This is a genomic window from Streptomyces sp. NPDC048612 (genome assembly GCF_043199295.1).
In the GTDB taxonomy this organism is placed as follows: Bacteria; Actinomycetota; Actinomycetes; order Streptomycetales; family Streptomycetaceae; genus Streptomyces.
The window spans coordinates 12,399-37,687 of the sequence record NZ_JBICVV010000030.1 but is presented as its reverse complement, the minus strand read 5'-3'; the positions used below and the strand labels follow the sequence as shown (position 1 = coordinate 37,687).

The following is a 25,289-nucleotide window of genomic DNA, read 5'->3' as shown; positions in this document are numbered from 1 at the left end:
GCCTGGAACAGCCCTTCGCGAAGTGGGGGATAACGGTCGTTTGCCGTTGCACGCCTTCCAACGAGTGATTCTTGGGACGGTCACACGGCGGATCACCGGCCGGGCCGTGCGAGCGGCGAATCCGAACATCCCGTCACCTTTCCGGACAGCTCGTCACCATTCCGGATAACGCACCGTCGCATCCGGGGGACTCCGCATGCGACGGGCGCCGGCAGGGCAGATGCTGGAGCGGTGATGGACGAGACGGAGTTCTGGGAGCTGATCGACGGCTCCCGCGAGGCCGCCGAGGGCGACCCCGAGGAGCAGGCCGACGGACTGGTCGAGCGGCTGCTCGGGCTCGATCCGGACGCCGTCGTGGACTTCGCCCGCCACTTCGAGGCCCGCTACAACCGGGCGTACTCCTGGGACCTGTGGGCCGCCGCCTCCCTGATGCTGGGCGGCGCCAGCGACGACGCCTTCGACTACTTCCGCTGCTGGCTGATCGGCCAGGGCCGGGAGGTCTTCGAGGGTGCGCTGCACGACCCGGACCAGCTCGCCGAGCTGGTCGAGGACTTCGACGAGGCGGTGGACGGCGACGCCGAGGAGCTGGGCTACGCGGCCGACGAGGCGTACGAGCAGCTGACCGGCGGGGTGATGCCGGACCTGGACCTGCCCGCGCCGCCCCGTGAACCGCTCGGCGGCTACCTCGACTTCGACGACGAACGGGCCATGGCCGAGCGCTTCCCCAGGCTGTGGGACCGCTTCAAGCCGTAGGGCGTTCCGGACCGGGGCGCGGCGTCCGGGTCCCTGCTGCGGCCACCGGCCCGTCACTGCGGGCAGTATGGCCCCATGCGGATCGCGATCACCGGCTCGACCGGACTCATCGGCACGGCGCTCGTACGGTCTCTGCGCGCTGGGGGCACCTCACGGGCCGGAGGCCCAGAGGGAGGCCATGACATCGTCCGGCTCGTACGGCGGGCGCCCTCGGCCGCCGGCGAAGTGCGCTGGGACCCCAGGCGGCAGGACGTCGACACGGCCGGGCTGGCCGGCTGCGAGGCGGTGGTCCACCTGGCCGGCGCCGGGGTCGGCGACCACCGCTGGACGGCGGCCTACAAGCAGGAGATCCGCGACAGCCGGGTCCTGGGCACCCGGACCCTCGCCGCCGCCCTCGCTTCCATGGACACCCCGCCGCGGGTCTTCGTCTCGGGCAGCGCGATCGGCTACTACGGCGACACCGGGGACCGGCGTACGGACGAGAGCGCGCCGGCCGGTTCCGGGTTCCTGCCGGAAGTCTGTACGGCCTGGGAGGACGCCGCGCAGCCGGCCCGGGACGCGGGCATCCGTACCGTCTTCGCCCGCACCGGCCTGGTGGTGGCGCGCTCGGGCGGCGCGTGGGGACGGCTCTTCCCGGTCTTCCGGCTCGGCCTGGGCGGGCGGCTCGGCGACGGCAGCCAGTACTGGAGCTTCATCTCCCTGGACGACCACATCGCGGCGCTCCGCCACCTCCTCGACACCGAGGACCTGTCCGGACCGGTCAACCTCACGGCCCCGGAGCCGGTCACCAACCGCGAAGTCACCGCCGTGATGGGCAAGGTGCTGAACCGCCCCACGCTGTGCTCCGTCCCGGCGCCGGTTCTGCGGGTCGCCCTCGGCGAGTTCGCCGGTGACGTGCTGGGCAGCCAGCGGGTCATCCCGCGGCGGCTGCTGGACTCCGGGTTCACTTTCCGCCACCCCCGCATCATGGAGGCGGTCCGGGCCGCCGCCTAGGTCCCCGGACACCTCTGCCGCACGGGCCGCCCCTCCCGGCCGTCTCCTCACCTCACACCCACCACGCGGCATCTCTCGCAGCTGTACCGGGCATGACACTCGGTGCCGCCATTTGGGACCGACCCCGGGAGGGGCAAGTGCTGCGCACCGTATCGGCCGTGGACGTCGTCATCGTGGGAGCCGGCCCGGCCGGTCTCGCCGCCGCCCGCCATCTGACCGGCGCAGGGTTGTCGGTCACCGTCCTGGAGGCCGCGCCACGGATCGGCGGCCGGTCCGTCACCGACCCTGTCGACGGCTTCCTGCTGGACCGCTGCGCGCGGCCGCTGGCCGTCTCCGCCGCCGAGCTGCGCCGTACACCGGGGCTCGGCGAGCTGACACCGCGTCCGTTCGCGCCCGGTCTGGCGCTCCACAACGGTCAGCGGACGCAGCGCCTCAGCGCCCCGCGCAGCATGAAGGCCGCACTGTCCGCGGCCCGCGCGCTCTCCCGCGCCGACCGCCGCACCGAACGCCGGACGGACCGTCAGACGGCCCGCCAGGCAGGACGTCAGGCAGGACGTCAGACGGGCCGTCCCACCGACCGTCGGACCGCGCCGGACACGGACCGCCGTACGGACCACTCCGGCGTCACCGCCGTCACTCCCCCCTCCTCCGCCCCCCACGCCCCGCCCGCCGACCGTCCGGTCCGCGACGCCCTGGCGGGCCGCCCCGTCTTTCCGCCGCGCGCCCATGACGCGGTCCTGCGGCCCCTGCTGGGCGCGCTGCTGTGCGATCCGCAGCTGCGCGGCTCCAGCCGGGGTGCCGCCGCCGCCCTGCGCGCCTACGCGGAGGGCCGGCTGTGGCTGCCGGCCGGCGGCGCCGGGGCCGTCCCCGAACTGCTCGCCGCCGCGCTGCCCCCCGGCACGGTCCACACCTCGGTGCGGGTCACCGCCGTCTCCACGACCGGCGTCAGCACCGCGGAGCACGGCCCGGTCCCCTGCCGGGCGGTGCTGGTGGCGACCGGCGCACGGGAGGCGGCCGAGCTGCTGCCGGGGCTGCGGGTGCCCGCCTTCCACCCGGTGTCCGTGCTGCACCACACCGCGACGGCGGCGCCCGGGGGCCGCGGCGCGGCCCTGCGCGACACCACGCTGATCCTGCCGACCGACGGCCCGGTCGCGTACACCTACGTCGCCGGTGCGGTCGACCCGTCCCGTACGCCGCCGGGCCGGACCCTGATCACCACGGCCGTGCTCGGCGCCGCGGCGGCGCTGCCGGTGTCCGTGCTCGACCGGGCGGTCCGTCCCCAGCTCGACCGGATCTACGGCGCGCACACCGAGGACCGGCAGCTGCTGACCGCCCATCACACCCCGTACGCGGTCCCCGCGATGCCCGCCCCGTACGACCCGGAGCGCCCGGTGCGGGTGCTCGCCGGTCTCTATGTGTGCGGCGACCACCGCGACACCAGCACGCTCCAGGGCGCCCTGAACTCGGGACGGCGCGCGGCCCGCGCCGTCCTCCAGGACTTCGGCCTGCCCGGCCTCACGACGGAACCGGACTCCCTGCCCACGGCGGCCTGACCGCGACCGCCGGGCCCGGTCAGCCCAGCGCCGCCACCCGTTCCCGGTAGCCGCGGACCGCCGCCGCGTCCCGGTAGGGCTCCAGGCGGCGCTCGAACTCCCTGATGTACTCGTGCGCCCGTACGGACCGCATCTCGGAGGCCTGCAGCGCCGCCTCGGCACCCAGCGTGCAGGCCTGCTCCAGCTCGCCCAGGCCCAGCCGCGCGGTCGCCAGCACCACCCGGCAGAAGAGCCGGCTGCGGGCGAACCCGGCCGCGCGCAGCTGGAGGGAGCGTTCGGCGTGCTGGGAGGCCGCGCGGTACTGCTGGAGGTCGCGGTGGCAGTGCGCCAGCTCGTCGGCGAGCTGCGCCTCGTCGAAGAAGCGTGCCCAGTACGGGGTGTCGTCACCGGGGCGGGCGGTCTCCAGCGCCCGCTCGGCGCGGGCCAGCGCCGCCGTACAGGCCCGGACCTCGCCCAGGACGCCGTGGCCGCGCGCCTCCGCGGAGTGCAGCAGCGCCTGCACCGTGGGCGGCGCGCTGCTGCCGATGCCCTGCTGGGCGACGCGCGCCAGCTGGACGGCCTCCCTGCCGTGCCCCAGATAGACGGCCTGCCGGCTCATGGTCACCAGGACGTAGGACCCGTACGCCCGGTCGCCGGCGGCCTGGGCCAGCCGCAGGGCCTGCACGAAGTACCGCTGCGCCAGGCCGTGGGCCGCGATGTCGTACGAGGTCCAGCCCGCCAGCCGGGTCAGATCGGCGGCCGCGGCGAACAGCCGGCGGCCGATGGCCTCCCCGTAGGTGCCGCGCAGCATCGGCTCGGCCTCGTGCTCCAGATAGCGCACCAGGGCCTGCCGGGCGTGGCCGCCGCCGTAGGCGTGGTCCAGTGCCCGGAACAGCTCGCCGACCGAGCGCAGCGCCGCGATGTCGCCGGAGGTGACCCGGGAGCCCTGGGTCCGGTCGACCTGGTCGTTGCGGCGCTGCCGCGGGACCGTGGCCCGGTTCTGGGCGGGCACCCGGCCCACGCCGCCCTCGGGGACGGTCTCGCCGCGGGCGACGCGTTCGTCGGCGCGGCCGATCAGCCAGTCCCGGCTGGGCACCACGAGCCCGGCCGGGGTGAAGGCGATCTTGCGGAGTTCGGCATGGCTGCCGGAGTCCTTGCGCCACAGACCGCTGACGATGTCCACCGCCTCGCTGGGGGTCGCGGCGAACTCCAGCCCGGCGTACACCGGCGCACAGGCGTCCAGGCCGAGGTCCTGAGCGGACAGCCGGCGCCCCAGCCTGCGGGTGAACACCTCCGCGATCAGCGCCGGGGTGGTGCCTCTGGGCTGCTGGCCGCGCAGCCAGCGGGTCACCGAGGTCTTGTCGTAGCGCAGATCGAGGCCGTGCTCGATGCCGAGCTGGTCGACGCGTCTGGCCAGCCCTGCGTTGGAGAAGCCGGCCTCGGCGATGAGTGCGGCGAGCTGGCGGTTGGGCGTGTGGTGCGGGGGTCGTTCCGTCATCAGCTTTACCGGTCTCCTGCCTTCCGGGCCGCACTGCCGGGTCCGGCGGACCCTGCTCCGGCATGCTCCTCGCCCTTGTGGAACGGCGTGAATGTAACGGCCTTCGGCGGCCCGATCCCGGCCTGCGACCCGCGTTCATCCGATCGTGTGAGCAGGGCGGGAGCGTCCAGGACACCGGCCGCCTGCGGGAACGGGCGGCCGCGGCCGTACAGTGGCCTGGGCGCGAAGTGGCATCAACGTTGCAGCACCGTGCAACGAAGGTTCGAAGAGGAGCTGCCGTGACTGCGATCTCTCGGGGGGAGACCCCCGCACCCGAGGGGCTGCACTTTGTGCATCTGGGCTTCGGCGCCGAGGCCGTGGAGTACGAATCCGCCTGGCAGGAGCAGCGCCGGGTGCACGCCGCCCGGTTCGCCGACGAGGTACCCGACACCTGTCTGCTGCTGGAACACCAGGCCGTCTACACCGCGGGGCGGCGTACGTCCGACGACGAGCGCCCGCTGGACGGGACCCCGGTCGTGGACGTGGACCGCGGCGGGAAGATCACCTGGCACGGGCCCGGCCAGCTGGTCGGCTACCCGATCCAGAAGTTGCCGCGCCCGGTTGACGTCGTGGCCCATGTCCGCCGCCTTGAGGAGGCGCTGATCCGGGTCTGCGCCGAGTTCGGTGTGACGGGCACCCGGGTCGAGGGCCGCAGCGGTGTGTGGGTGCTGGGCGACCCGGTGGAGGAGCGGGCGGCCCTGGGCGGGCTGAACCTCGACTTCGACCCGCGGGTCACGGACGAGCTGTTCGACCCGCGGCTGAACGGCCCGGAGTACGCGCCGTCCAACGCCGGCCAGCGCCGTGAGGACCGCAAGCTCGCCGCGATCGGCATCCGCGTCGCCAAGGGCGTCACGATGCACGGCTTCGCGCTCAATGTGAATCCGGACAACACCTCGTTCGACAAGATCGTGCCGTGCGGCATCCGGGACGCCGGTGTCGCCTCGCTGGCCAACGAGCTCGGCCGCGAGATCACCATCGCCGAGGTGCTGCCGGTGGCCGAGAAGCACCTGCGGGACGTCCTGGAGGGCGCCGAACTGCTCCCCCGAGCGGTCTGAGCGGGGTGGCTCCGGTGACGCACCCGAGGGGCCGCCGGGAATGCGGCCCCGCCATACGGGGTTGCACCGCGCGTAAAGACGTGCGAATCAACGGGCGTACCCTGGTGTACGCCGAAGAAACGAAGTCGTAGGGAGCCGGTCGTGTCCGCAGTCGCACCCGACGGACGCAAGATGTTGCGCCTGGAGGTCCGGAACAGCCAGACCCCCATCGAGCGCAAGCCCGAGTGGATCAAGACCCGGGCGAAAATGGGTCCTGAGTACAACCACCTCCAGGGCCTGGTCAAGAGCGAGGGTCTGCACACGGTCTGCCAGGAGGCGGGCTGTCCCAACATCTTCGAATGCTGGGAGGACCGCGAGGCCACCTTCCTCATCGGCGGCGAGCAGTGCACCCGCCGCTGCGACTTCTGCCTCATCGACACCGGCAAGCCGCAGCCCCTGGACCGCGACGAGCCCCGCCGGGTCGCCGAGTCCGTGCAGACCATGGAGCTGAAGTACGCCACGATCACCGGCGTCGCGCGCGACGACCTGGAGGACGGCGGCGCCTGGCTCTACGCCGAGACCGTCCGGCAGATCCACGCCTCGATGCCCGGCACCGGCGTCGAGCTGCTGATCCCCGACTTCAACGCGGTCCCCGAGCAGCTCGCCGAGGTCTTCTCCTCCCGCCCGGAGGTGCTGGCCCACAACGTCGAGACGGTCCCGCGGATCTTCAAGCGGATTCGCCCCGGCTTCCGCTACGAGCGCTCGCTGGAGGTCATCACCAAGTCCCGCGAGGCCGGCCTGGTCACCAAGTCCAACCTCATCCTGGGCATGGGCGAGACCCGCGAGGAGATCAGCCAGGCGCTGCAGGACCTCTACGACGCGGGCTGCGAACTGATCACCATCACCCAGTACCTCCGCCCGTCGCCGCGCCACCACCCCGTCGACCGCTGGGTCAAGCCCGCCGAGTTCGTGGAGCTCAAGGAAGAGGCCGACGAGATCGGCTACGCCGGCGTCATGTCCGGCCCGCTGGTCCGCTCCTCCTACCGCGCCGGCCGCCTCTACCAGCAGGCCATGGAGCGGCGCGAGGCCGAGGCGGCCAGTCGGGCGGTTTGACGCGCTCGGCGCGCCTTCTTGTGAAACGTGGCACATGCTGAGGACGCGGCCCGCACTCCCCCAGGACGGGGGGCGTGGGGGCCGCGTCAACGTTTCATCGGTGTTTGACCGGCAGGTCATCCGTTGGTAACACCTGTCCGTGACGATGGATGCACGCACCGCTCCCGCACCTACCCCTGCTTCTCCGAACAGATCAGAGGGAGTCACCCACCATGCAGGCCGCGCCGCTCCGCGCCACCCCCGCCACCGCCCCCGCTCTCCCGCGTCCCACGGTCACCGGCGCACTGCGTGCCGTCGAGGCCGTCCTGATGCGTGGCGGACAGCGCACCGCCCGCCGTAACGCCTGGACGTCGGTCCTGGAGGACCGCCGCCGCGCCAAGGACCGCCACGAGGCCGAGTACGTACTGGAGGCCGCGGCGACCCGGCGCCCGCGCGCCACGTAGACTGCGCTGTATGGCGAGGAAGGTAAACGCTGAGGGCGCTGTCGGCGCTGCCGGCGCTGAGAACTCCGGGCGGCTGAAGCAGATCGCCCTGACCTACAAGATGACCCGTCGGGTCGACTCCAAGGTCGGTCTTGTCGTCGCTGGGGTAGGCATCGTCGTATTCGGCGTTCTCCTTGCCATCGGCTTCGCGATCGGCCATCCCATCTACGCGGGAATCCTGGGCTTCGTCCTGGCCTTCCTCGCGATGGCGATCGTCTTCGGACGGCGCGCCGAGCGAGCTGCCTTCGGGCAGATGGAGGGCCAGCCCGGTGCGGCGGCGGCCGTGCTGGAGAACGTCGGCCGCGGCTGGACGGTCACCCCCGCGGTGGCCATGAACCGCAGCCAGGACGTGGTCCACCGCGCCGTGGGCAAGGCCGGCATCGTGCTGGTCGGCGAGGGCAACCCGAACCGGCTCCGCGGCCTGCTGGCCGCCGAGAAGAAGCGGATGGCGCGCACCGTCGCCGACGCCCCCGTCCACGACATCATCGTGGGCGACGGCGAGGGCCAGGTGCCGCTGAAGAAGCTCCGCACGACCCTGCTGAAGCTGCCGCGGGTACTCCCCGGCGCGCAGGTGACGGCCGTCAACGACCGCCTCAAGGCACTGGGCGACCTGATGAGCAACATGCCCGTCCCGAAGGGCCCGATGCCGAAGGGCATGCGGATGCCCAAGGGCGGCGGCAAGACCCGCTGACCGCTCGGCCCGGCGGCCGCCGGACCGGACCTGACCGACCACACGAGACGCCCCGGGGCTTTGGCTCCGGGGCGTTTTGCGTGGGGTGGGGGCCGGGAGGGGCGGCTTGTATGCGATGCGCGGGTCGCCGGGGGCGGAGGGGGCCCGTCAGCCAACGAGCGGGCCCGTCGCAGGCGGCCCGCTCACAGACGTGCCTGGCCACAGCGGGCCCGGACCGTGGCGCAGAGGAACTTCCTACAGCCGGACCTGTACGGCGCGCGAGACGCGGTCGTGGAGCCCTCGCCCGTCCCGGTCCCACACCACGGCCGGAATGACCACCACGAGCAGCACCGTGCGCAGCGCGACCCGCGGGAGCGAGATCCGGCCACCGTCCTCGGAGATCACCCGCAGGCCCAGCAGCCGCTTGCCCGGCGTGAAGCCGACCGTGCCGACCGTCAGCACGCTGAGCACCGCGAAGACCAGCAGCGCCCAGTTGCTCGCCGCCGTCGCCTTACCGCCGCTGAGCAGGCCGTACGCGATGAGCAGGCACAGCGCCCAGTCGATGAAGAGCGCGGCGAAGCGCCGCCCGGGGCGGGCGATCGAGCCCGGCCCCTCCTCCGGCAGCCCGAGCTGCTGCCCGCGGTATCCGAACTCGACACCCATGTCCTCGGCTGCCGCGCGGGGCCCGGAGATCCACGTTCCGATTGCTCGCCTGTTGTCCACCCGACCACGGTACTGCGACCGCATACGTTCCCTTCGCGGAGGTCCGGGTCGGAGCGGGGAGGCGGGCCGCACACGGGGCCGGCCGCACGGCTGGCGGACCAGCCACGAAGGACGTTCCGGGAGGACAGGGCACCCCCGCGAGCCGTCGGCCGGTACGGCGGCAGCGGGCGCCCCAAATGCCCCTCTTTGGCGCACACTGGGAGGTAAGGGCGGCCGCCGCCGGTTAACCTCGGCGAAACAAATGGGTCATGCTTGGGAAATCCCGCCTGCCTATGGTCGGGCATCGCGCCACCGCAGAGGGTCGCGTTCCGAGTAGCAATCCCGCGTCCGCCGACCGGTGACCGGGCTAGGAGGAGTTGGATGTTCCAGAACGCCGACGAGGCCAAGAAGTTCATCGCGGACGAGGACGTGAAGTTCGTCGACGTCAGGTTCTGCGACCTGCCCGGTGTGATGCAGCACTTCACCATCCCGGCAAAGGCGTTCGACCCGGCCGAGGAACTCGCCTTCGACGGCTCCTCGATCCGCGGCTTCCAGGCCATCCACGAGTCCGACATGGCGCTGCGCGCCGACCTGTCGACGGCCCGTGTGGACCCGTTCCGCCGCGACAAGACCGTCAACATCAACTTCTTCATCCACGACCCGATCACGGGCGAGCAGTACAGCCGTGACCCGCGCAACATCGCCAAGAAGGCCGAGGCCTACCTCGCCTCCACCGGCATCGCGGACACCGCGTTCTTCGGTCCCGAGGCCGAGTTCTACGTCTTCGACAGCGTGCGCTTCGAGACCGGCGCGAACCAGTCCTTCTACCACATCGACTCCGAGGCCGGCGCCTGGAACACCGGCTCGGAGGAGAACAACCGCGGCTACAAGGTCCGGTACAAGGGCGGCTACTTCCCGGCCCCGCCGGTCGACCACTTCGCCGACCTGCGCGCCGAGATCTCCCTGGAGCTGGACGCGGCCGGCCTGCAGGTCGAGCGGCAGCACCACGAGGTCGGCACGGCCGGCCAGGCGGAGATCAACTACAAGTTCAACACGCTGCTCGCCGCCGCCGACGACCTGATGCTCTTCAAGTACATCGTGAAGAACGTCGCCTGGCGCAACGGCAAGACCGCGACCTTCATGCCCAAGCCGATCTTCGGTGACAACGGCTCCGGCATGCACGTCCACCAGTCGCTGTGGCAGGGCGGCTCGCCGCTCTTCTACGACGAGCAGGGCTACGCGGGCCTCTCGGACACCGCCCGCTACTACATCGGCGGCATCCTCAAGCACGCCCCGTCGCTGCTGGCCTTCACCAACCCGACGGTGAACTCCTACCACCGCCTGGTCCCCGGCTTCGAGGCCCCGGTCAACCTGGTCTACTCGCAGCGCAACCGCTCCGCGGCCATGCGTATCCCGATCACGGGCTCGAACCCCAAGGCCAAGCGCGTCGAGTTCCGCGCCCCGGACCCGTCCTCGAACCCGTACCTCGCCTTCTCCGCCCTCCTCCTCGCGGGCCTGGACGGCGTCAAGAACAAGATCGAGCCGGCCGAGCCGATCGACAAGGACCTCTACGAGCTCGCCCCCGAGGAGCACGCGGGCGTCCCCCAGGTCCCCACCTCCCTCCCGGCCGTCCTCGACGCCCTCGAGGCCGACAACGAGTACCTCCAGCAGGGCGGCGTCTTCACCTCCGACCTGATCGAAACCTGGATCGACTACAAGCGCACCAACGAAATCGCCCCGATCCAGCTCCGGCCGCACCCGCACGAGTTCGAGCTTTACTTCGATCTCTAAGAACGCCGCAGGTAAGAGTGGGCTTCCGCTCACCTGAGCCGTCTCTGGGCCGTCGGCCGTGTCCTTCCCTTCTCGGAAGACACGGCCGACGGCCTTTTCGTCGGCGTCACTTGGGCCGCAGGCCGGGCGACTGGGACGCGCGCACAGCGATCAGCGGCCTGCGCCGGAGAAGCGGCATAGCCCCCGAACCTAGCCACCTAAGGCCCCGGAGTGCTCACACGGCGCCGCTCTGAGCGCGCCGCCTGGCCAGCTGTTCATCGATGTCATTGATGAAGAGAGCCAGGAGATCCCCCTCTTTCACTTGTCTACCGCTGTGCCCAAAGTCTCGGCGAATTGCGGACAAGAGCTGCTCGAAGGTGAACACCGTATCCTCAGACACGAGAACTTGTGCTTCTCGCTTGAATTTTGACCAGGCAAGCAGGACGTCGTCCGAAGCCCACGTAATAAGATCTGGCGTAATTTCTCGCAGGAACTGTGCCACGTCATCTTCACTCGATGACTCGGGATTCATGACCGTCCTCATCAGACCGCTCACAAGCCTGGTGTAAACGGGTATCTTGCTGCCCCGGATCTCCGCTTCAACAGCTTTCCGGCGTTCCACGTAGCGCCCGATGACCAACGTGGCAACGGTTACAAGAACCGTCGCCATTGCGGTTACCGCTGCGGCGGCAACTGTGGGGTTCACGCCGTGAAAGACTTGATGCCCCACGTACCTCGCCAGAAACGCTACGACCTCCACCACACCGAACAGCAGTGCGGCAAGGACTGCGAGGCTACCGACACCCTTGATGAATGCACGCATGGGTGCACTGTGGCACGAAAACCGGCGCCGACGAGACGGAAAAGTCAGAAGTGAGGCAACGTCGACTACGGAACGGGGCTTCGTGGCGTGGGGAACGGGCGCCCGTTCATCGACCGGCACCCGCTACGCCATCCCACGTCGAGGGCGGGGCGGCCTCGAACGCCATGAGCGTCAGTCCTGTGACGTGGATGACGGCATTCCACTCTTCCTGGGTAAGGTCCGGGAATTCCTCCCGTACACAGCTGGGAACAGGACAGCCGCCAGCGCTCAGCACTACTTTCGCGAAGGCCAAACCCGAGCGGCTGAGGCACAAACGCGGCCCTTGCTCCGGCTCCTCGCTATGCAGTACCGCGATGTGCTGAGCGGCGTCCTTGTTATCCGGTGTCTCCGACGCGAAGTTCCGGAAAGCTGTCCGCAACCGCGCAGTGAGTTCGCCCTGCTGCAGGTCAGCACGTTCCGAAATGTCAGCCAGTGCCTGGCAGAACTGCTCTCTCGCGCCCGACCGGGGCAGCCTTGGGAAGACCTGCGGATGGTGGTCGACAACGTCGTTCACGGGCTCGGGCTCCGATTGAAGCCCCATGAGAACGAGCTTGGAGACCAGCAGTACGACCTCCCACTCCTCCTGCCTGAGAGTCGGGAAACCCTCCTGCACCTGAGGCGGAAGGTCGCTCTGGTCTGCGTAAAAGAGCACATCCGGCAGCCCCACGTCATAGCCCGCAAGCCGAAGACCGAGGCTTCGCCCCCAGGGGTGGCCCTCAGAGCCGATGGTGACCAGATCGACACGCGATCGCTCGCCCAGCACTTCCGAAGCCAGTTCGCGCAGCACGGTGGTGACTGCCGCACTGAGGACGGCCTCGTTTACGTCCCTCTTTTCGCCGACAGACAACAAGGCGTCGCGCAGGTATCCGCGCGGCGATGTCGGATTCATCGTCTCCTCCTGCAGTCGCCGACCGAGTCGAGCGGCTGAGTCGAGCGGCTGAATGTTCATTCTCGGAGCAGAGCCCGATCTCGCCAGTCACCGGCTGAGGCCTGAGGAGCGGTTGTCTTAGCCCTGCGGGGGTGGGGGCAACCTCTCATCGTTGCCCGATCGCCGTCAGGCCCTTTTCGCGAGTGCGTAGACCTGGCCGTCTCGACCCAGAGGGCTACGGAGGGTGACCCAGGGGGGTGGTGCCGCTGGATTCGTATATCCACGCGTGCCCACTCCGGTGTCCGGCCCGCTGGTCATCGAGGGGATCTTGCCGGTGGGCAGAGGCCTACGGCCCGCAGTACGGTGGCCGGTTCCGGCAGTCAGACCGATCACTGCGCCACTCCAACACGCGGCCCACGAGCGGCCGTTGACGCCGATGGGCCGTCGGAGCGCCGGAGCCGCCGCCCCCTCCACCGGAAACAACAAACCACCCCCGGCCCCTCCCCCAGCCCCCCTCCACACGCACCCCCACCCCACTCAAGGCAAACTGGCAATATGCCTGAATTGCCCGAAGTTGAATCTCTGGCCCGGTTTCTGACCGGCCGCCTGGCCGGGCGGGTCGTCGACCGGGTGTATCCCGTCGCCGTGCATGCGCTCAAGACCTACGACCCGCCGGCCAGCGCGCTGGAAGGGCTGGCGTTCGACGGGGTGACCCGGCATGGGAAGTTTCTCGATCTGCGGGTCGGGGGGCTGCACCTGGTCATGCACCTCGGGCGGGCGGGGTGGGTGCGGTGGCGGGAGCAGTTGCCGGGGGTGGCGCCGCGGCCGGGGAAGGGGCCGTTGGCGCTGCGGGTGCGGCTCGGCGGGGCGGGCGACGGGGTGGAGGGTGGGGCGGGGTTTGATGTGACTGAGGCGGGGAGTCAGAAGCGCCTTGCGGTGTATGTCGTGCATGAGGTGCAGGAGGTGCCGGGGGTGGCGCGGCTCGGGGCCGATCCGCTGGCGGCTGGCTTCGGTCCGGCGGCGTTCCGGGAGCTGCTGGCCGGGGAGCGCCGGCAGATCAAGGGGGTGCTCCGGGACCAGAGCGTGCTGGCGGGGATCGGGAACGCCTACTCGGACGAGATTCTGCACGCGGCGCGGATGTCGCCGTTCAAGCTGGCCGCGACGCTCTCGGAGGAGGAGGTGGACCGGCTGTGCGCGGCGGTCGGGAGCACCCTCACGGAGGCGGTCGAGCGGTCCCGCGGGCTGGCCCTGAAGGATCTCAAGGCGGAGAAGAAGAGCGGGCTGCGGGTGCACGGGCGGAAGGGGGAGCCCTGCCCGGTCTGCGGGGACACGATCCGTGAGGTGTCGTTCAGCGACTCGGCGCTCCAGTACTGCCCCACCTGCCAGACCGGGGGCAAGCCCCTCGCGGACCGGCGGCTGTCCCGGCTGCTGAAGTAGCAGAGCAGCGGGACGGCCGCCGGTCCGGGCGGGCGGTCAGTCCAGGGACCCGCCGGGCGACAGCAGCGCGCGCAGTTCGGTCACGGCCTCGCGGAGGCGGTCGGCGAAGTCCCGCATCGGGCCGGCCACCGTCCGGGGGGTGCTCAGGTAGAGGTGGAAGCGGTCGGGCAGCAGGACGTAGGCGACGCCGATGCAGCGGCTGCTGGTGGAGCCGAAGCCGAAGTACTGGATGTGCGCGGACGGGGCGGAGCTGGTGCTCAGGTAGTCGTCCCGCATGGTCAGCCAGCCCGGGGTGCGGTAGAGGGCGGGCTGTTCGGTGACGCCGAGTTCCGCGCCGCGCCGCCGCTGGATCAGCTCCAGCTCCCACAGGTGCTGCTCGGGCGCCTGGCCGGCCTGGCACTCCTTGGCGCGCGCCACATGCTTCCCGGCGGCGGCCCGGAACGCGTCCCGGCGGGCGTCCGCGGAGGCCGCCGGGTCCTCCATGGCGGCGACGAAGGCCTGGATCTCCGGGGTGACGACGCGCATCGCCTCGGTCCGGCCGTGCCGCCACTGGCGGGTGGCGATGGACTCGTAGGTGGCGCCGAGGTGGCCCTTGGCGCGCTGATGGGCCAGCTGGTAGGCGAGCTGCACGAAGGCGTCCGGGGAGACGCCCAGCGCCTTGGCGGTGGTGCTGCCGAAGTCGTCGAAGGCGACGGTGCGGGTGGCGGTGGCCGCGCCGTACTCCGCGAAGGCGTCGGCGGCGGAGCGCACCTGTGCCCGGAGGGCGTCGTCCAGCTCGAAACGGAGGGGCTCCACGGACGGGAGGCCCTGCGAGCGGGCTCCGGAGCGGCGGGAGTGTTCCTCGGCCGGGGTGCCGAGCAGGGCATCGGTGAAGGCGAGGATGGTGGTGCCGTCCAGTTCGCAGTGCTCCACGTTGATGCCCGCCCGGCCGTCGGCGAACACGACCAGGGATACCGCCTTGTCGAACCAGCGGTTGCCCTCGTCGCCGTACAGCAGCCGGTCGCAGGCCTCCTGGGTGTCCGCGGGGGCGGCGTCCTCCAGACAGACGCAGAACAGCGCGGTCTCGATGTCGTCCAGGGCCTGCGCGTTGCCGGGGTGGCGGGTGCGCAGGGTCTCCCGGGCGGCGGCCCACTGCGCGCGGGCCATGGTGGTGAGGTGGCCGACCGGGGTGCCGGGCGGGGCCGGTTCGGCGCCGGCCTTCTGTACGGCGCGCAGTCCGGCTTCGAGGTCGTCCAAGCCGTGCGGGACACCGTCCGGGCCCAGCACGTCCATCCGGAACATGTTGCCGCGGTGGAACACCACGATGTGGCGGGCCTCGGACGGGCCCGGCCAGGCGTCGCTGTAGGGGCTGCGGACGGCGTCCTGCTCCGCCCCGGGAATCCGGGTGGCGGAGAAGAGGTACTTGTTCTGCACCATGGTCTGGGGGACGCCGCGCTGCACCGCGGGCGGGAGGAGTTCCTGGTCCAGCTGCCGCTTGTGGCCGACGGCGCCGGCGATGAGCCCGGCCGCCCGCTCGACCTGCGACTGGGGCTGCCCGGGGGCGGGGTCCTGGAACAGGAAGAAGAAGTTGGCGTTGAGCGCGATCCGGTCCCGGCGGCCGAGGTAGCGGTAGGGCCAGAAGGTGTCGAGCCAGCTGTGGACGCCCTCGGTGGCGTCGTACTCCTCCAGCGCCGCGTGCAGCGCCCGGCCGGGGCCGCCGGGCCGGAGGAAGGCGGTCACCTCCGCCTCGGTGGCCGCCCGCTGCTCGGCGGTGAGCAGCGGCGCGCACCAGGCGAGGAACCGCTCGCAGCTCTCTTCGAGCGTGGGCAGCGGCACCCGCGGGAGGCTGTCCTCCTGGGCGAAGGTCGGCATGACGGCCCTTTCCTGACGGTTATTCAATTCTGCTCTCTCGATTCGGCTCGTGGGGACCTGTGCTGTCACTCGTCCATGGTCGCGCCGTCACCCACCGTGTCCGCTCTTTGGGGCGTGCGGAGCGGGGCGCGGTCGCGGCGGGGGGGTGTCCGTGCCGTCCGCTAGTCCAGCAGCCGGTCGCCGCGGACGGCCCGGCCCTCGGCCGCGGTGTGCGCGGGCAGGACCCGGCCGAAGAGCTGCCGGGTGCGGGCCACGCTCCCGATGACGCCGGGCCGCTCGCTGTAGGCGAAGATCGCGGAGTGGCGGGCGGTCTCGCCGCGTACCGGGCTCACCCGGTGGAGCGAGTAGCGGCCCCGGAACAGCTGGAGGTCGCCGGGGTGCAGCGGGAGGCGCCGGACCATCCGCTCGCCGCGGCCGTCGAGGACGTCGCGGACGTCGTCGAAGTGCTCGTCGTCCGCGGACCGGATGTGGGGGCAGTACTCGAAGACGCCGCCGTCCTGGGCCTGCCGGGTGAGCATGCTGACGGTGAACTCGTTGGTGTCGAAGTGCCAGGGGTGTTCCATGCCCGGTGCGACGACGTTGAGCACCAGCCCGGAGAGCGGGTCGGCCAGCTCGTGCAGCCGCGGGAGTCCGAAGCAGCGGGCGAGGAAGTCCTGGAACGCCGGGGCGGAGTAGAGCCGGCTGATGAGGGACCCGGCGGGCACGCGGTCGCGGGGGACGAAGGCGTTGCCGCGCCGGAAGGTCCGCCGGCCGGGGTGGTCGGGGGGCAGGTCCGAGTCCACCGCGATGTTGTAGACGTTGACCGTCTCGACGTCGTAGTGCGCCTGGGGGGCGAGGGCGGCGCACTCCTCCTCCAGCGCCTCGCGGAGCGCCGGGCGGACGAAGTCCGGCAGCACGGTGCAGCCGAGCGTCCCGAGGTCGTGCCGGGCACGGGCGATCACGGCCTGCCCCCCGGCGCTGTCGAGGTCCGGCAGGGGGTACCGGGCGGTGTCGACCACCTGGTCGAGTGTGAGGGCTTGCGCAGTGCTCATTCGATCCTCTCCACATACGGGCAGACCGTCGTGAGCCGGAGGCCGCCCGCGGCCGCGCGAGCCCGCCGCGGACGTCCCCTCCGGGGCCGTCCGTGGGTCCGCGTGCCGCCGGGTGCGCACCCCGGCCCTCCGGCAACTCCTCTTCGGCAACTCCACTGAGGAGCGGCAGAGTTGAAGCTCCCACAGCGCCGCCGGGTTGTCTGTGACACGTCGCACTGTGCGACCGGGCATCGGCGCACCGTGTGCTGGGGAACCGGGCGCCGGGCGGGTGGGCGGAGTCTTCTGCGTCACGTCTTTATGCAACTTGTTGCACAACTCTCTCCGGCTGGTCTACAACTACTCCGACGACACCCGTGCCAGGAGGCCCCCCATGAGCCAGTACCCCCACCTGATGAGCCCGCTCGACCTCGGGTTCACCACCCTGCCCAACCGGGTGCTGATGGGGTCGATGCACATCGGGCTGGAGGAGGCCGAGAACGGCTTCGCGCGGATGGCCGCCTTCTACGCCGCCCGCGCGCGCGGCGGCGTCGGCCTGATGGTGACCGGCGGCATCTCCCCGAACGAGGCGGGCCGGCCCTACGACGGCGGGGCCAAGCTGACCACCGAGGAGGAGGCGGCGCAGCACCGGACGGTGACCGACGCGGTGCACGCGGCGGGCGGGCGGATCGCGATGCAGATCCTGCACTTCGGGCGGTACGCCTACCACCCCGACCTGGTCGCGCCCAGTGCCCTCCAGGCGCCGATCAGCCCCTTCGTGCCGAATGCGCTCACCGACGAGCAGGTCGAGCAGACCATCGAGGACTATGTGCGGGCGGCGGAGCTGGCGAAGTCCGCCGGGTACGACGGTGTCGAGATCATGGGCTCCGAGGGCTACCTGATCAACGAGTTCATCGTCGGCGCGACCAACCAGCGCACGGACCGGTGGGGCGGCTCGTACGAGAACCGGATGCGCTTCCCGCTGGAGATCGTCCGCCGCACCCGGGAACGCGTCGGCACCGACTTCATCCTGATCTACCGGCTCTCCATGCTGGACCTCGTCCCGGGCGGCTCCACGCTGGAGGAGGTGGTCACCCTCGCCAAGGAGATCGAGGCGGCGGGGGCCACGATCATCAACACCGGCATCGGCTGGCACGAGGCCCGTATCCCCACCATCGTGACCTCGGTGCCGCGCGGCGCCTACACCTGGGTGACGAAGCGGCTCATGGGCTCGGTGACCATCCCGCTGGTGACCAGCAACCGCATCAACACCCCCGAGGTCGCCGAGGAGCTGCTCGCCGACGGGCGCGCCGACATGGTGTCGCTGGCCCGGCCCTTCCTCGCCGACCCGGACTTCGTCGCCAAGGCTCGGGACGGCCGGGCCGAGGCGATCAACACCTGCATCGGGTGCAACCAGGCCTGCCTCGACCACACCTTCAGCGGCAAGATCACGTCCTGCCTGGTCAATCCGCGGGCCTGCCACGAGACCGAGCTGGTGCTCTCCCCCACCCGGCGGCGCAAGCGGCTCGCGGTGGTCGGCGCCGGTCCGGCCGGGCTCGCCTGTGCCGTGTCCGCGGCCGAGCGCGGCCATGAGGTCACCCTGTTCGACGCCGCGGCCGAGATCGGCGGGCAGCTGAACATCGCCAAGCGGATACCGGGCAAGGAGGAGTTCGACGAGACCCTGCGCTACTTCCGCCACCAGCTCGACAGCCGGGGCGTGGACGTACGGCTGAACACCCCGGTCACGGCCGCCGACCTGGGCGGCTACGACGAGGTCGTGGTCGCCACCGGGGTCACCCCGCGCACCCCGGAGATCGAGGGCATCGACCACCCGAGCGTGGTCAGCTACCTCGATGTGCTGCGCGACGGGGCGCCGGTCGGCGAGCGGGTGGCGATCCTCGGGGCGGGCGGCATCGGCTTCGACGTCGCCGAGTTCCTCACCGACGCCGGCGACGCGGCGAGCCAGGACCCGGAGGCCTACTTCCGCGCCTGGGGCGTCGACACCGGGTACGCCGACCGGGGCGGGCTGCGCGCACCGGAGCGCCCCAAGGCCCCGCGGCAGGTGCATCTGCTCCAGCGCAAGACCTCGAAGGTCGGCGCCGGGCTCGGCAAGACCACCGGCTGGATTCACCGGGCGGAGCTGCGGCACCGGGGGGTGACCACGGTCGCCGGGGCGTCGTACGAGCGGATCGACGACGCGGGCCTGCACCTCACGGTCGACGGAACGGCCACCACCCTCCCCGTGGACACCGTCGTGCTGTGCACCGGGCAGGAGCCGCGCCGGGACCTGTACGAGGAGCTGCGGGCCGGGGGCCGCACGGTGCACCTCATCGGCGGTGCGGACGTCGCCGCCGAGCTGGACGCCAAGCGCGCCATCCAGCAGGGAACGGAGCTGGCCGCGAGCCTGTGAACCGGGGCTGACCGGGGGCGCGGCGGGCGGTGCGGGCCCGCCGTGCGCCGGCCGCTGCGGCCTAGGATTCCCCCATGTCACTCCCGCACGCGATCCTGACCGCCCTGCTAGAGAAGCCGTCGTCGGGGCTGGCGCTGACCCGTCGGTTCGACCGGTCGATCGGCTACTTCTGGTCGGCCAGCCATCAGCAGATCTACCGGGAGCTGGGCAAGCTGGAGCAGGCCGGTTTCATCCGGGCGCTGCCCAGCGAGCAGCCGTCCCGGGGGCAGAAGAAGGAGTTCGAGGTGCTGCCCGCGGGCCGTGCCGAGCTGACCCGCTGGGCCTCCGGCGAACAGGACTCCAAGCCCATCCGGGACGCGCTGCTGCTGCGGCTGCGGGCCTCGGCGGTGGTGGGGCGGGCCGGGCTCGACGCGGAACTGCGGCGCCATCTGACGCTGCACCGGCGGCAGCTGGCGGAGTACCAGGAGATCGAGGACCGCGACTTCGGGGCGGCGGCCGATCCGGAGGACCGGCTGCGGCGGCTGGTGCTGCGGGCCGGGATCGGGCTGGAGACCTTCTGGGTGGAGTGGCTGGCGGAGGCTCTGGCGGAGGTGACGGACCTGGACGCCGCGACGGCACCGGGGGACGGCGCGGACGGGTGAGCCGCCCCGCCCGCGCGCACGGCGGGGGGGGGGGGGCGCCGCGGGGGGGCCGCGGGGGCCGGGCGGGGGTGGGGCCCCCCCCCGCCCGGCGTGGGGGGGTGGGGGGGGGGGGCCCCCCCGGGGGGGGGCCCGGGGGGCGGGGGGGGGGGGGGGCCCCCCCCCCCCCCGGGCCCCGGGGGGGCCCCCCGGCCCCGGGGGAAGTCCCGGGGCCGGCCGCCTTGTTGACGCACCGGAACGGTCAGCAGTTGTCGTAGAGGAGGGCGCGCACCAGACGGCAGGTCGTGTCGGACGGGGCGTGCACCCCTATGTCGGCCGCGGTGCTGCGGATCTTGCGGTTGGGGGCCTGCTCGGGGCGGTAGACGCCGGTGTCGAGCAGGGCGATGGCCAGCCGCATGGCCTTCAGGCGGCGGTTGTGGGATTCGTACCGCTCGCGCGGCCATCCGGCGGGCAGCGGCTTCTTGGGCAGTGGGTGGGCCGGGAGAGGCTTCGTCATGAGTGTGGCAGTGGCCATCGGCGACCTCCTGGAGCGTTGGAAAAACCCTCACTGACTGGTTCCCATTCTAGTGGCCACCACTGACAAAAGCCCCTGGCCAGGGGGGATTTGGCGGTGTGGACGAGGCCCTGTGGGGCGTCCCCCTCAGGCCGTGTCGACCCTCGCCCGCAGCCGCGCCTTGTCCGGTTTGCCGACGGGGGTGAGCGGGATGGCGTCGACGAGGCGGACGGCGGCCGGGGCGTACAGCGCGCCCAGTCGCGCGGTGACGAAGGCGCGCAGGGCGGCGGGGTCCGCACGGTGGCCCGGGGCCGGCACGACCGCGGCGTGCACCTCCTCGGTCTCGTCCGGTCCGCGCACCCCGTAGACGGCGCAGTGGGCGACCGCCGGGTGGGTGTGCAGCAGGTCCTCGACCTCCGCCGGGTGGACATGGCCGCCGACGACGATGATCACGTCCTTGACCCGGTCGACGAGGTAGAGCCGGCCGTCGTCGTCCAGCGTCCCGACGTCGCCGGTGCGCAGCCAGCCGTCGCCGGGCAGCGCCCGCGCGGTCAGCTCCGGCTGTTTCCAGTAACCGGCCATCACTCCGGCCGAGCGCACATGGACCTCGCCCCGCTCGCCCGCCGGCAGGTCCCACCCGTCCGCGTCGCGGATGGCGAGCGTCACGCCGGGCAGAGCGCGGCCGACGGTGATCCGGCCGCCGGGCCCGGTGGGCCGGTGGTCCTCCGGGCGCGCCTCGGTGACCGTCATCGCCTCGGACAAGCCGTACATCCCGTACAGCACCGGACCGAAGACCTCGGCGGCCCGCAGCAGCCGGGACGGCGAGGCCGGGCAGCCGCCGTAGGTGATACGGGTGAGGGAGCTGAGGTCGGTGGCCGGGAGGGCGGGGTCGTCGAGGAGGCGGTAGAGGAGCGGGGGCAGCAGCCAGAGGTGGGTGACGCGGTCGCGGGCGACGGCGGCGAGGACGGCCGCGGGGTCGAAGGCGCGGTGCAGTACGACGGAGCCGCCGGCCGCGAGCGTGGCGTCGGCCAGGACGCCCGCGAGGTGGGCGAGCGGGGTGCAGGCGAGGAAGCGGGGCGGGTCGCCCGCGGCTTCCATGCGCTGGTTCAGGAGCATGTCGGTGTACGGGGCGTGCGCCATCCGTACGCCCTTGGGGATGCCGGTGGTGCCGCCGGTGTGCCGGATGCACCAGTCGTCCCCGGGGCGGGCGGCACCGGGCACCTCGGGCGTGGCGGGGAGCGCGGCGCAGGCGGCCAGGAGGTCGGGGCCCAGCTCGCCTGCCGCGGGCTCCGGGCCCAGGGTCATGACATCGGGGGCCGCGCCGCCGAGGTGGTGGAGCAGCGCCCGAGCGGTGTCGTGGAGGGCCGGGTCGACGAGCAGCAGGGCGGTCTCCACGCTCGCGGCGATCCGGGCCAGGGTCGCGGCGGCCATCCCGTCGTAGAGGAAGACGACGCGGGCGCCGGCCAGGTTGGCGGCGTAGCGGGCGGCCAGTACCTCGGGGCGGTTGCGGCTGAGGAGGCCGACGGTCCGGCCGCGGCCGATACCCCGCCCGGTGAGCACCGCCGCCATGCGGTGGACGGTGTCGTGCAGGGCACCGGCGGTGGTCTCCGCGCCGCCGTCGCCGGTGGTCAGCACGGTCCGGGACGGGTCCCGGGCGAGGACGGCGAGCAGGGCCTCGGGGTAGCCGGCGAAGCTGGTGGGGGACGTCATGGCGGGGTAACTCCCTGTTCCGGGGCGGCAGATGACGCCCTGACGCTACGGGCCGCCGCTGATGCCCTCCACGACCAAATGCGCCATGTGGTCATGCCTCCTGCGGCATGAGGGGGCGCAGTGTCTCCTCCGCCGCGGCCAGGATCTCGGTGACCCGGAGGCCGAAGTGGACGTCACAGGCGTTCGGCAGTCCGGTTCCGGCGGCGGCGAGCAGGGCGTCGACGGCGCGGTGGTAGGCCGGTTCGGGGCCGTCCAGGCGGCGGGGCAGGGTGGTGATGCCGGCGGTGCCGCGGAGGGTGATCTCGACACCGGCGGCCGCGGCCGGGGCGGTCAGTCCGACCGTCGCCGTACTGGCCGCGCCGCTGCTGTGCCGCATCGTCAGCAGCACGGTGTCGGCCGGGCCCCGGGTGGCGGTGACCGCCTCCGCGTCCCCGAGGACGGGCAGCAGCACCGACAGCGCGTGCGGCCCGACGTCCCACAGCCCGCCCTTCGCACGGCGCCAGGGCGACTCGGCGTACGGGCTGGAGCTGTCCTCGGCGAAGACCGAGCCGAGCCAGTCGGCGTGCGCGGTGAACCAGCCGCCGGCCGCGGCCTGGGCGGCGATCCACTCCCCTTCCTGCTCCCCGAAGCGTGCGGTGAAGAAGACCACCGAGGCGACGCCCGCGCGGTCGGCGGCGTCGGCGAGCGCGCGGGCCTCGGGCACGGAGGTGGCGACCGGCTTGTCCAGGAGCAGATGCCGGCCCGCCCGGGCGGCGCGCACCGCCAGCGGGGCCTGGACGGACGGCGGCAGGGCGATCGCGACCGCGTCACAGGCCGCGAACAGCTCGTCGGGGTCGGCGTACGGGCGGGTGCCGTGGACCTGGGCCAGCGCCGCGGCGGCCTCCGCCCGGCGCCCCCAGATGCCGGTGAACTCGACGCCGGGGTGTGCGGCGAGGGCGGGGGCGTGCACCCGCCGCGCCCAGGGGCCGGTGCCGAGGAGTCCGGTGCGCAGGGTCGTCATGGGGCCAGTGTCTCCCGGGGCGCGGGGCGGGCCGCCGATTGCGCGGCCGGTGCCGTCGGGTGGTACGGGTGGGTGCCGGGCGGTACACGTCGCCGCCGCACCCCGGCTCGGTGCGGCCGCCGAAGCCCCGCACCTGAGGCCTCCGTCACATCGGAACAGCGGGAAAACAGCCCTGACCAGGCACGCAATCACAGGTGCGCAGCGAAGAAAACCTTGGAAACGCCTGGATGTCCGGCTCGGTAACCTGTGGTTCACAAACGGGCAACGGACGAGAAATGGCGCGTTGCGAAGGTGCTCCGGTACGCCCGCACCGTACCCGCACCGACCGTGAAGAGGACCCCGTGATCAAGGCCGAGTACATCTGGATCGACGGCACCCAGCCGACCGCCACGCTCCGCTCGAAGACCAAAATCCTGGCCGACGGCAGCAAGCTGCCCCGGTGGGGCTTCGACGGGTCCAGCACCAACCAGGCCGAGGGGCACGCCTCGGACCTCGTACTGGAGCCGGTGTTCAGCTGCCCCGACCCGATCCGCGGCGGCGACCACCTGCTGGTGCTGTGCGAGGTGCTGCACACCGACCTGACGCCGCACCCGTCCAACACCCGTGCGCTGCTGCGCCCGGTCGCGGAGGAGTTCGCCGGCCAGGAGCCGCTGTTCGGCATCGAGCAGGAGTACACCTTCCTCAAGGGCGACCGCCCGCTCGGCTTCCCCGAGGGCGGCGGCTACCCGGCGCCGCAGGGCGACTACTACTGCGGTGTGGGCGCCGGCGCGATCTTCGGCCGGGAGATCGTCGAGAAGCACCTGGACCTCTGCCTGGCCGCCGGCCTGGGCCTGTCCGGCATCAACGCCGAGGTCATGCCCGGCCAGTGGGAGTTCCAGGTCGGCGCGCTGGCGCCGCTGGAGGTCTCGGACCACATGTGGGTGGCCCGCTGGCTGCTGCACCGGGTCGCCGAGGACTACGGCGTCACCGCCTCGCTGGACGCCAAGCCGGCCAAGGGCGACTGGAACGGCGCGGGCGCGCACACCAACTTCTCCACCCGTGCGATGCGTGAGGGCTACGACCCGATCATCACCGCCTGCGAGGCGCTCGGCCAGGACGGCAAGCCGCTGGAGCACGTCCGCCAGTACGGCACCGGCATCGAGGACCGGCTGACCGGCGCGCACGAGACCGCCCCGTGGGACGCCTACTCCTACGGCGCCTCGGACCGCGGCGCCTCGGTGCGCATCCCCTGGCAGGTCGAGGTCGAGAAGAAGGGCTACATCGAGGACCGGCGGCCGAACGCCAACGTCGACCCGTACGTGGTCACCCGGCTGATGGTGGACACCTGCTGCACCGAGCTGGCGCGGCGCGAGCAGATCTGACACCCGCGGACGGGCGGGTGAGCGGGGCCGGGCCGGCTGGGCCCGGCCCCTCCGCATGCCGGGACGGCGCGGGCCCCGCGCGCGGCGGCCGGAGGCGGACGCGGCGGCTCCGGGCCGTTTGTCAGTGGCGGCCGGCACGCTGAAGGCATGCTTGCGATCACCGTCAAGACCGAGACCGGCCCGGCCCGTTCCCGCCCGGACGCCGGCGAACTCGCCGGGCTGCTGCGCCGGATCGGTGCCGACGACGACCATTTCGTGGTCGCCGAGCGCCACCCCGAGCAGGCGCAGGTCTACCTCCAGACCTGGCGGGACGGCGACGGGCCGTTCTCCGTGGAGTACCGCGACGGCGGGCCGGAGCGGCACTTCCGCGCACGGAGCGAGGACCCCGAGCAGGTCGTTCAGGTCTTCCTGGACTGGGCGCGCGGCGGGGAGACCTGGCGTACGGCACTCGACTGGCGGCACACGGACCTGTCCGCCACCCCCGGTCCGGCCCCGGAGACCCGGGCCGCCGCCGAGGAGCGGGCCCGGCAGGCCCTCCGCACCGGCTTCCGGACCTTCCCGCAGGTCGTGCAGGACGTCTGTGACGCCTTCGACCCGGCCGACACCCCCCTCTCGCCCGACGAGGCACGGCGGATCGTCGCGGGCCTGTGGGAGGAGCGGCTCGCCGAGCAGGAGCAGTGGCCGGAGGTGACGGACGCCGACCGGGTCGCGCGCGCCTTCGCCGCGCTGGACTCCCAGGGCCTGACCGCACGGATGTACTTCAGCTGCTGCAGCCGCTGCGCCCTGGGCGAGATAGCGGCCGAACGCGCCGACGGGGACCGGGGCTTCGCCTTCTTCCACCACCAGGACACCGAGGCGGCCGCGGAGGGCCACGGCCTGTCGCTGCGGTACGGCGCCTACGCGGCGGACGGCGAGGCCTCCGGGGCGGACCGTGCCGGGGTCGGGCGGGCGGTGGTCGCGGCGCTCTCCGCGCAGGGTCTGCCGGTGACCTGGGACGGCGACCCGGACCGGGTCATCGAGGTCGCGCCGCTGGACTGGCGCAGGCGCCTGCCGATGGGGGCCTGAG

General features: G+C 72.4%; 22 protein-coding genes. 13 read left to right on the top strand and 9 right to left on the bottom strand.

The window, feature by feature from the left end; translation table 11 throughout:
* The first annotated feature begins 234 nt into the window (after positions 1-234).
* The 3 genes from ACGFN2_RS32105 to ACGFN2_RS32095 all read left to right on the top strand — a co-directional run bounded on the left by ACGFN2_RS32105 (position 235) and on the right by ACGFN2_RS32095 (position 3,299).
* Positions 235-753, top strand: a complete 519-nt coding sequence (locus ACGFN2_RS32105; RefSeq protein WP_393366231.1) for a DUF4240 domain-containing protein — start codon at positions 235-237, stop codon at positions 751-753.
* A 75-nt stretch (positions 754-828) separates the two neighbouring features.
* Entirely contained in the window at positions 829-1,746 is a 918-nt protein-coding gene (locus ACGFN2_RS32100) for a TIGR01777 family oxidoreductase (RefSeq protein ID WP_393366229.1), read from the top strand.
* Between the two features lie 137 nt (positions 1,747-1,883).
* Positions 1,884-3,299 (top strand): FAD-dependent oxidoreductase, encoded by a 1,416-nt coding sequence (locus ACGFN2_RS32095; RefSeq protein ID WP_393366227.1) that lies wholly within the window; start codon positions 1,884-1,886, stop codon positions 3,297-3,299.
* A gap of 19 nt (positions 3,300-3,318) precedes the next feature.
* Here the strand turns inward: ACGFN2_RS32095 and ACGFN2_RS32090 are convergent, their stop codons facing one another.
* The gene (locus ACGFN2_RS32090) at positions 3,319-4,776 is read right to left on the bottom strand and encodes a regulator (protein WP_362611663.1); all 1,458 of its coding nucleotides are present in this window, start codon (positions 4,774-4,776) and stop codon (positions 3,319-3,321) included.
* Positions 4,777-5,054: 278 nt separating this feature from the next.
* On the opposite strand from ACGFN2_RS32090, the gene lipB reads away from it, so the two are divergent.
* The 4 genes from lipB (at position 5,055) to ACGFN2_RS32070 (ending at position 8,135) form a co-directional block, all read left to right on the top strand.
* Entirely contained in the window at positions 5,055-5,870 is an 816-nt protein-coding gene (gene lipB, locus ACGFN2_RS32085; protein WP_362611666.1) for a lipoyl(octanoyl) transferase LipB, read from the top strand.
* Between the two features lie 141 nt (positions 5,871-6,011).
* On the top strand, positions 6,012-6,962 hold the full coding sequence (gene lipA / locus ACGFN2_RS32080) for a lipoyl synthase (protein ID WP_362611671.1): 951 nt from the start codon (positions 6,012-6,014) through the stop codon (positions 6,960-6,962).
* A 212-nt stretch (positions 6,963-7,174) separates the two neighbouring features.
* On the top strand, positions 7,175-7,405 hold the full coding sequence (locus ACGFN2_RS32075) for a hypothetical protein (RefSeq protein ID WP_362611673.1): 231 nt from the start codon (positions 7,175-7,177) through the stop codon (positions 7,403-7,405).
* Between the two features lie 10 nt (positions 7,406-7,415).
* Positions 7,416-8,135 (top strand): DUF4191 domain-containing protein, encoded by a 720-nt coding sequence (locus ACGFN2_RS32070; protein ID WP_362611675.1) that lies wholly within the window; start codon positions 7,416-7,418, stop codon positions 8,133-8,135.
* Positions 8,136-8,369: 234 nt separating this feature from the next.
* On the opposite strand, the gene ACGFN2_RS32065 is transcribed toward ACGFN2_RS32070, so the two are convergent.
* Positions 8,370-8,837 carry an RDD family protein gene (locus ACGFN2_RS32065; protein ID WP_393366223.1) on the bottom strand — a complete coding sequence of 156 codons (468 nt, stop codon included), beginning with the start codon at positions 8,835-8,837 and terminating at the stop codon, positions 8,370-8,372.
* 360 nt (positions 8,838-9,197) lie between these two features.
* Between ACGFN2_RS32065 and glnA the strand changes: the two genes are divergently transcribed.
* The gene (gene glnA / locus ACGFN2_RS32060; protein WP_362611679.1) at positions 9,198-10,607 is read left to right on the top strand and encodes a type I glutamate--ammonia ligase; all 1,410 of its coding nucleotides are present in this window, start codon (positions 9,198-9,200) and stop codon (positions 10,605-10,607) included.
* A 214-nt stretch (positions 10,608-10,821) separates the two neighbouring features.
* Here the strand turns inward: glnA and ACGFN2_RS32055 are convergent, their stop codons facing one another.
* Both ACGFN2_RS32055 and ACGFN2_RS32050 read right to left on the bottom strand, forming a co-directional pair.
* Positions 10,822-11,409, bottom strand: coding sequence for a hypothetical protein (locus ACGFN2_RS32055; protein WP_362611681.1), 588 nt, complete (start codon positions 11,407-11,409; stop codon positions 10,822-10,824).
* Positions 11,410-11,515: 106 nt separating this feature from the next.
* On the bottom strand, positions 11,516-12,397 hold the full coding sequence (locus ACGFN2_RS32050; protein WP_393366220.1) for a hypothetical protein: 882 nt from the start codon (positions 12,395-12,397) through the stop codon (positions 11,516-11,518).
* 474 nt (positions 12,398-12,871) lie between these two features.
* On the opposite strand from ACGFN2_RS32050, the gene ACGFN2_RS32045 reads away from it, so the two are divergent.
* On the top strand, positions 12,872-13,753 hold the full coding sequence (locus ACGFN2_RS32045) for an Fpg/Nei family DNA glycosylase (protein WP_393366217.1): 882 nt from the start codon (positions 12,872-12,874) through the stop codon (positions 13,751-13,753).
* Positions 13,754-13,789: 36 nt separating this feature from the next.
* On the opposite strand, the gene ACGFN2_RS32040 is transcribed toward ACGFN2_RS32045, so the two are convergent.
* A complete protein-coding gene (locus ACGFN2_RS32040) occupies positions 13,790-15,604 on the bottom strand; it encodes a choline/carnitine O-acyltransferase (protein ID WP_393366215.1) in 1,815 nt (604 codons plus the stop codon).
* A gap of 161 nt (positions 15,605-15,765) precedes the next feature.
* On the bottom strand, positions 15,766-16,635 hold the full coding sequence (locus ACGFN2_RS32035; protein ID WP_362611691.1) for an arpA protein: 870 nt from the start codon (positions 16,633-16,635) through the stop codon (positions 15,766-15,768).
* Between the two features lie 370 nt (positions 16,636-17,005).
* On the opposite strand from ACGFN2_RS32035, the gene ACGFN2_RS32030 reads away from it, so the two are divergent.
* Together ACGFN2_RS32030 and ACGFN2_RS32025 are read left to right on the top strand one after the other, a co-directional pair.
* Positions 17,006-19,021: an FAD-dependent oxidoreductase gene (locus ACGFN2_RS32030; RefSeq protein ID WP_393366213.1), complete on the top strand. Its 2,016-nt coding sequence runs from the start codon at positions 17,006-17,008 to the stop codon at positions 19,019-19,021.
* Positions 19,022-19,095: 74 nt separating this feature from the next.
* Positions 19,096-19,662 carry a PadR family transcriptional regulator gene (locus ACGFN2_RS32025; RefSeq protein ID WP_393366211.1) on the top strand — a complete coding sequence of 189 codons (567 nt, stop codon included), beginning with the start codon at positions 19,096-19,098 and terminating at the stop codon, positions 19,660-19,662.
* 238 nt (positions 19,663-19,900) lie between these two features.
* On the opposite strand, the gene ACGFN2_RS32020 is transcribed toward ACGFN2_RS32025, so the two are convergent.
* From ACGFN2_RS32020 to ACGFN2_RS32010, 3 genes are all read right to left on the bottom strand, one after another.
* Complete coding sequence (locus ACGFN2_RS32020; RefSeq protein ID WP_362611699.1) at positions 19,901-20,173, bottom strand: hypothetical protein; 273 nt, start codon at positions 20,171-20,173, stop codon at positions 19,901-19,903.
* 126 nt (positions 20,174-20,299) lie between these two features.
* Positions 20,300-21,862, bottom strand: a complete 1,563-nt coding sequence (locus tag ACGFN2_RS32015) for an AMP-binding protein (protein WP_393366209.1) — start codon at positions 21,860-21,862, stop codon at positions 20,300-20,302.
* A gap of 91 nt (positions 21,863-21,953) precedes the next feature.
* The gene (locus ACGFN2_RS32010) at positions 21,954-22,862 is read right to left on the bottom strand and encodes a Gfo/Idh/MocA family oxidoreductase (RefSeq protein ID WP_362611702.1); all 909 of its coding nucleotides are present in this window, start codon (positions 22,860-22,862) and stop codon (positions 21,954-21,956) included.
* Positions 22,863-23,203: 341 nt separating this feature from the next.
* Between ACGFN2_RS32010 and glnII the strand changes: the two genes are divergently transcribed.
* Both glnII and ACGFN2_RS32000 read left to right on the top strand, forming a co-directional pair.
* Positions 23,204-24,223: a glutamine synthetase gene (gene glnII, locus ACGFN2_RS32005; protein WP_393366207.1), complete on the top strand. Its 1,020-nt coding sequence runs from the start codon at positions 23,204-23,206 to the stop codon at positions 24,221-24,223.
* 147 nt (positions 24,224-24,370) lie between these two features.
* Positions 24,371-25,288, top strand: coding sequence for a DUF6891 domain-containing protein (locus ACGFN2_RS32000; RefSeq protein ID WP_393366205.1), 918 nt, complete (start codon positions 24,371-24,373; stop codon positions 25,286-25,288).
* The last annotated feature ends 1 nt before the right edge of the window (position 25,289 follow it).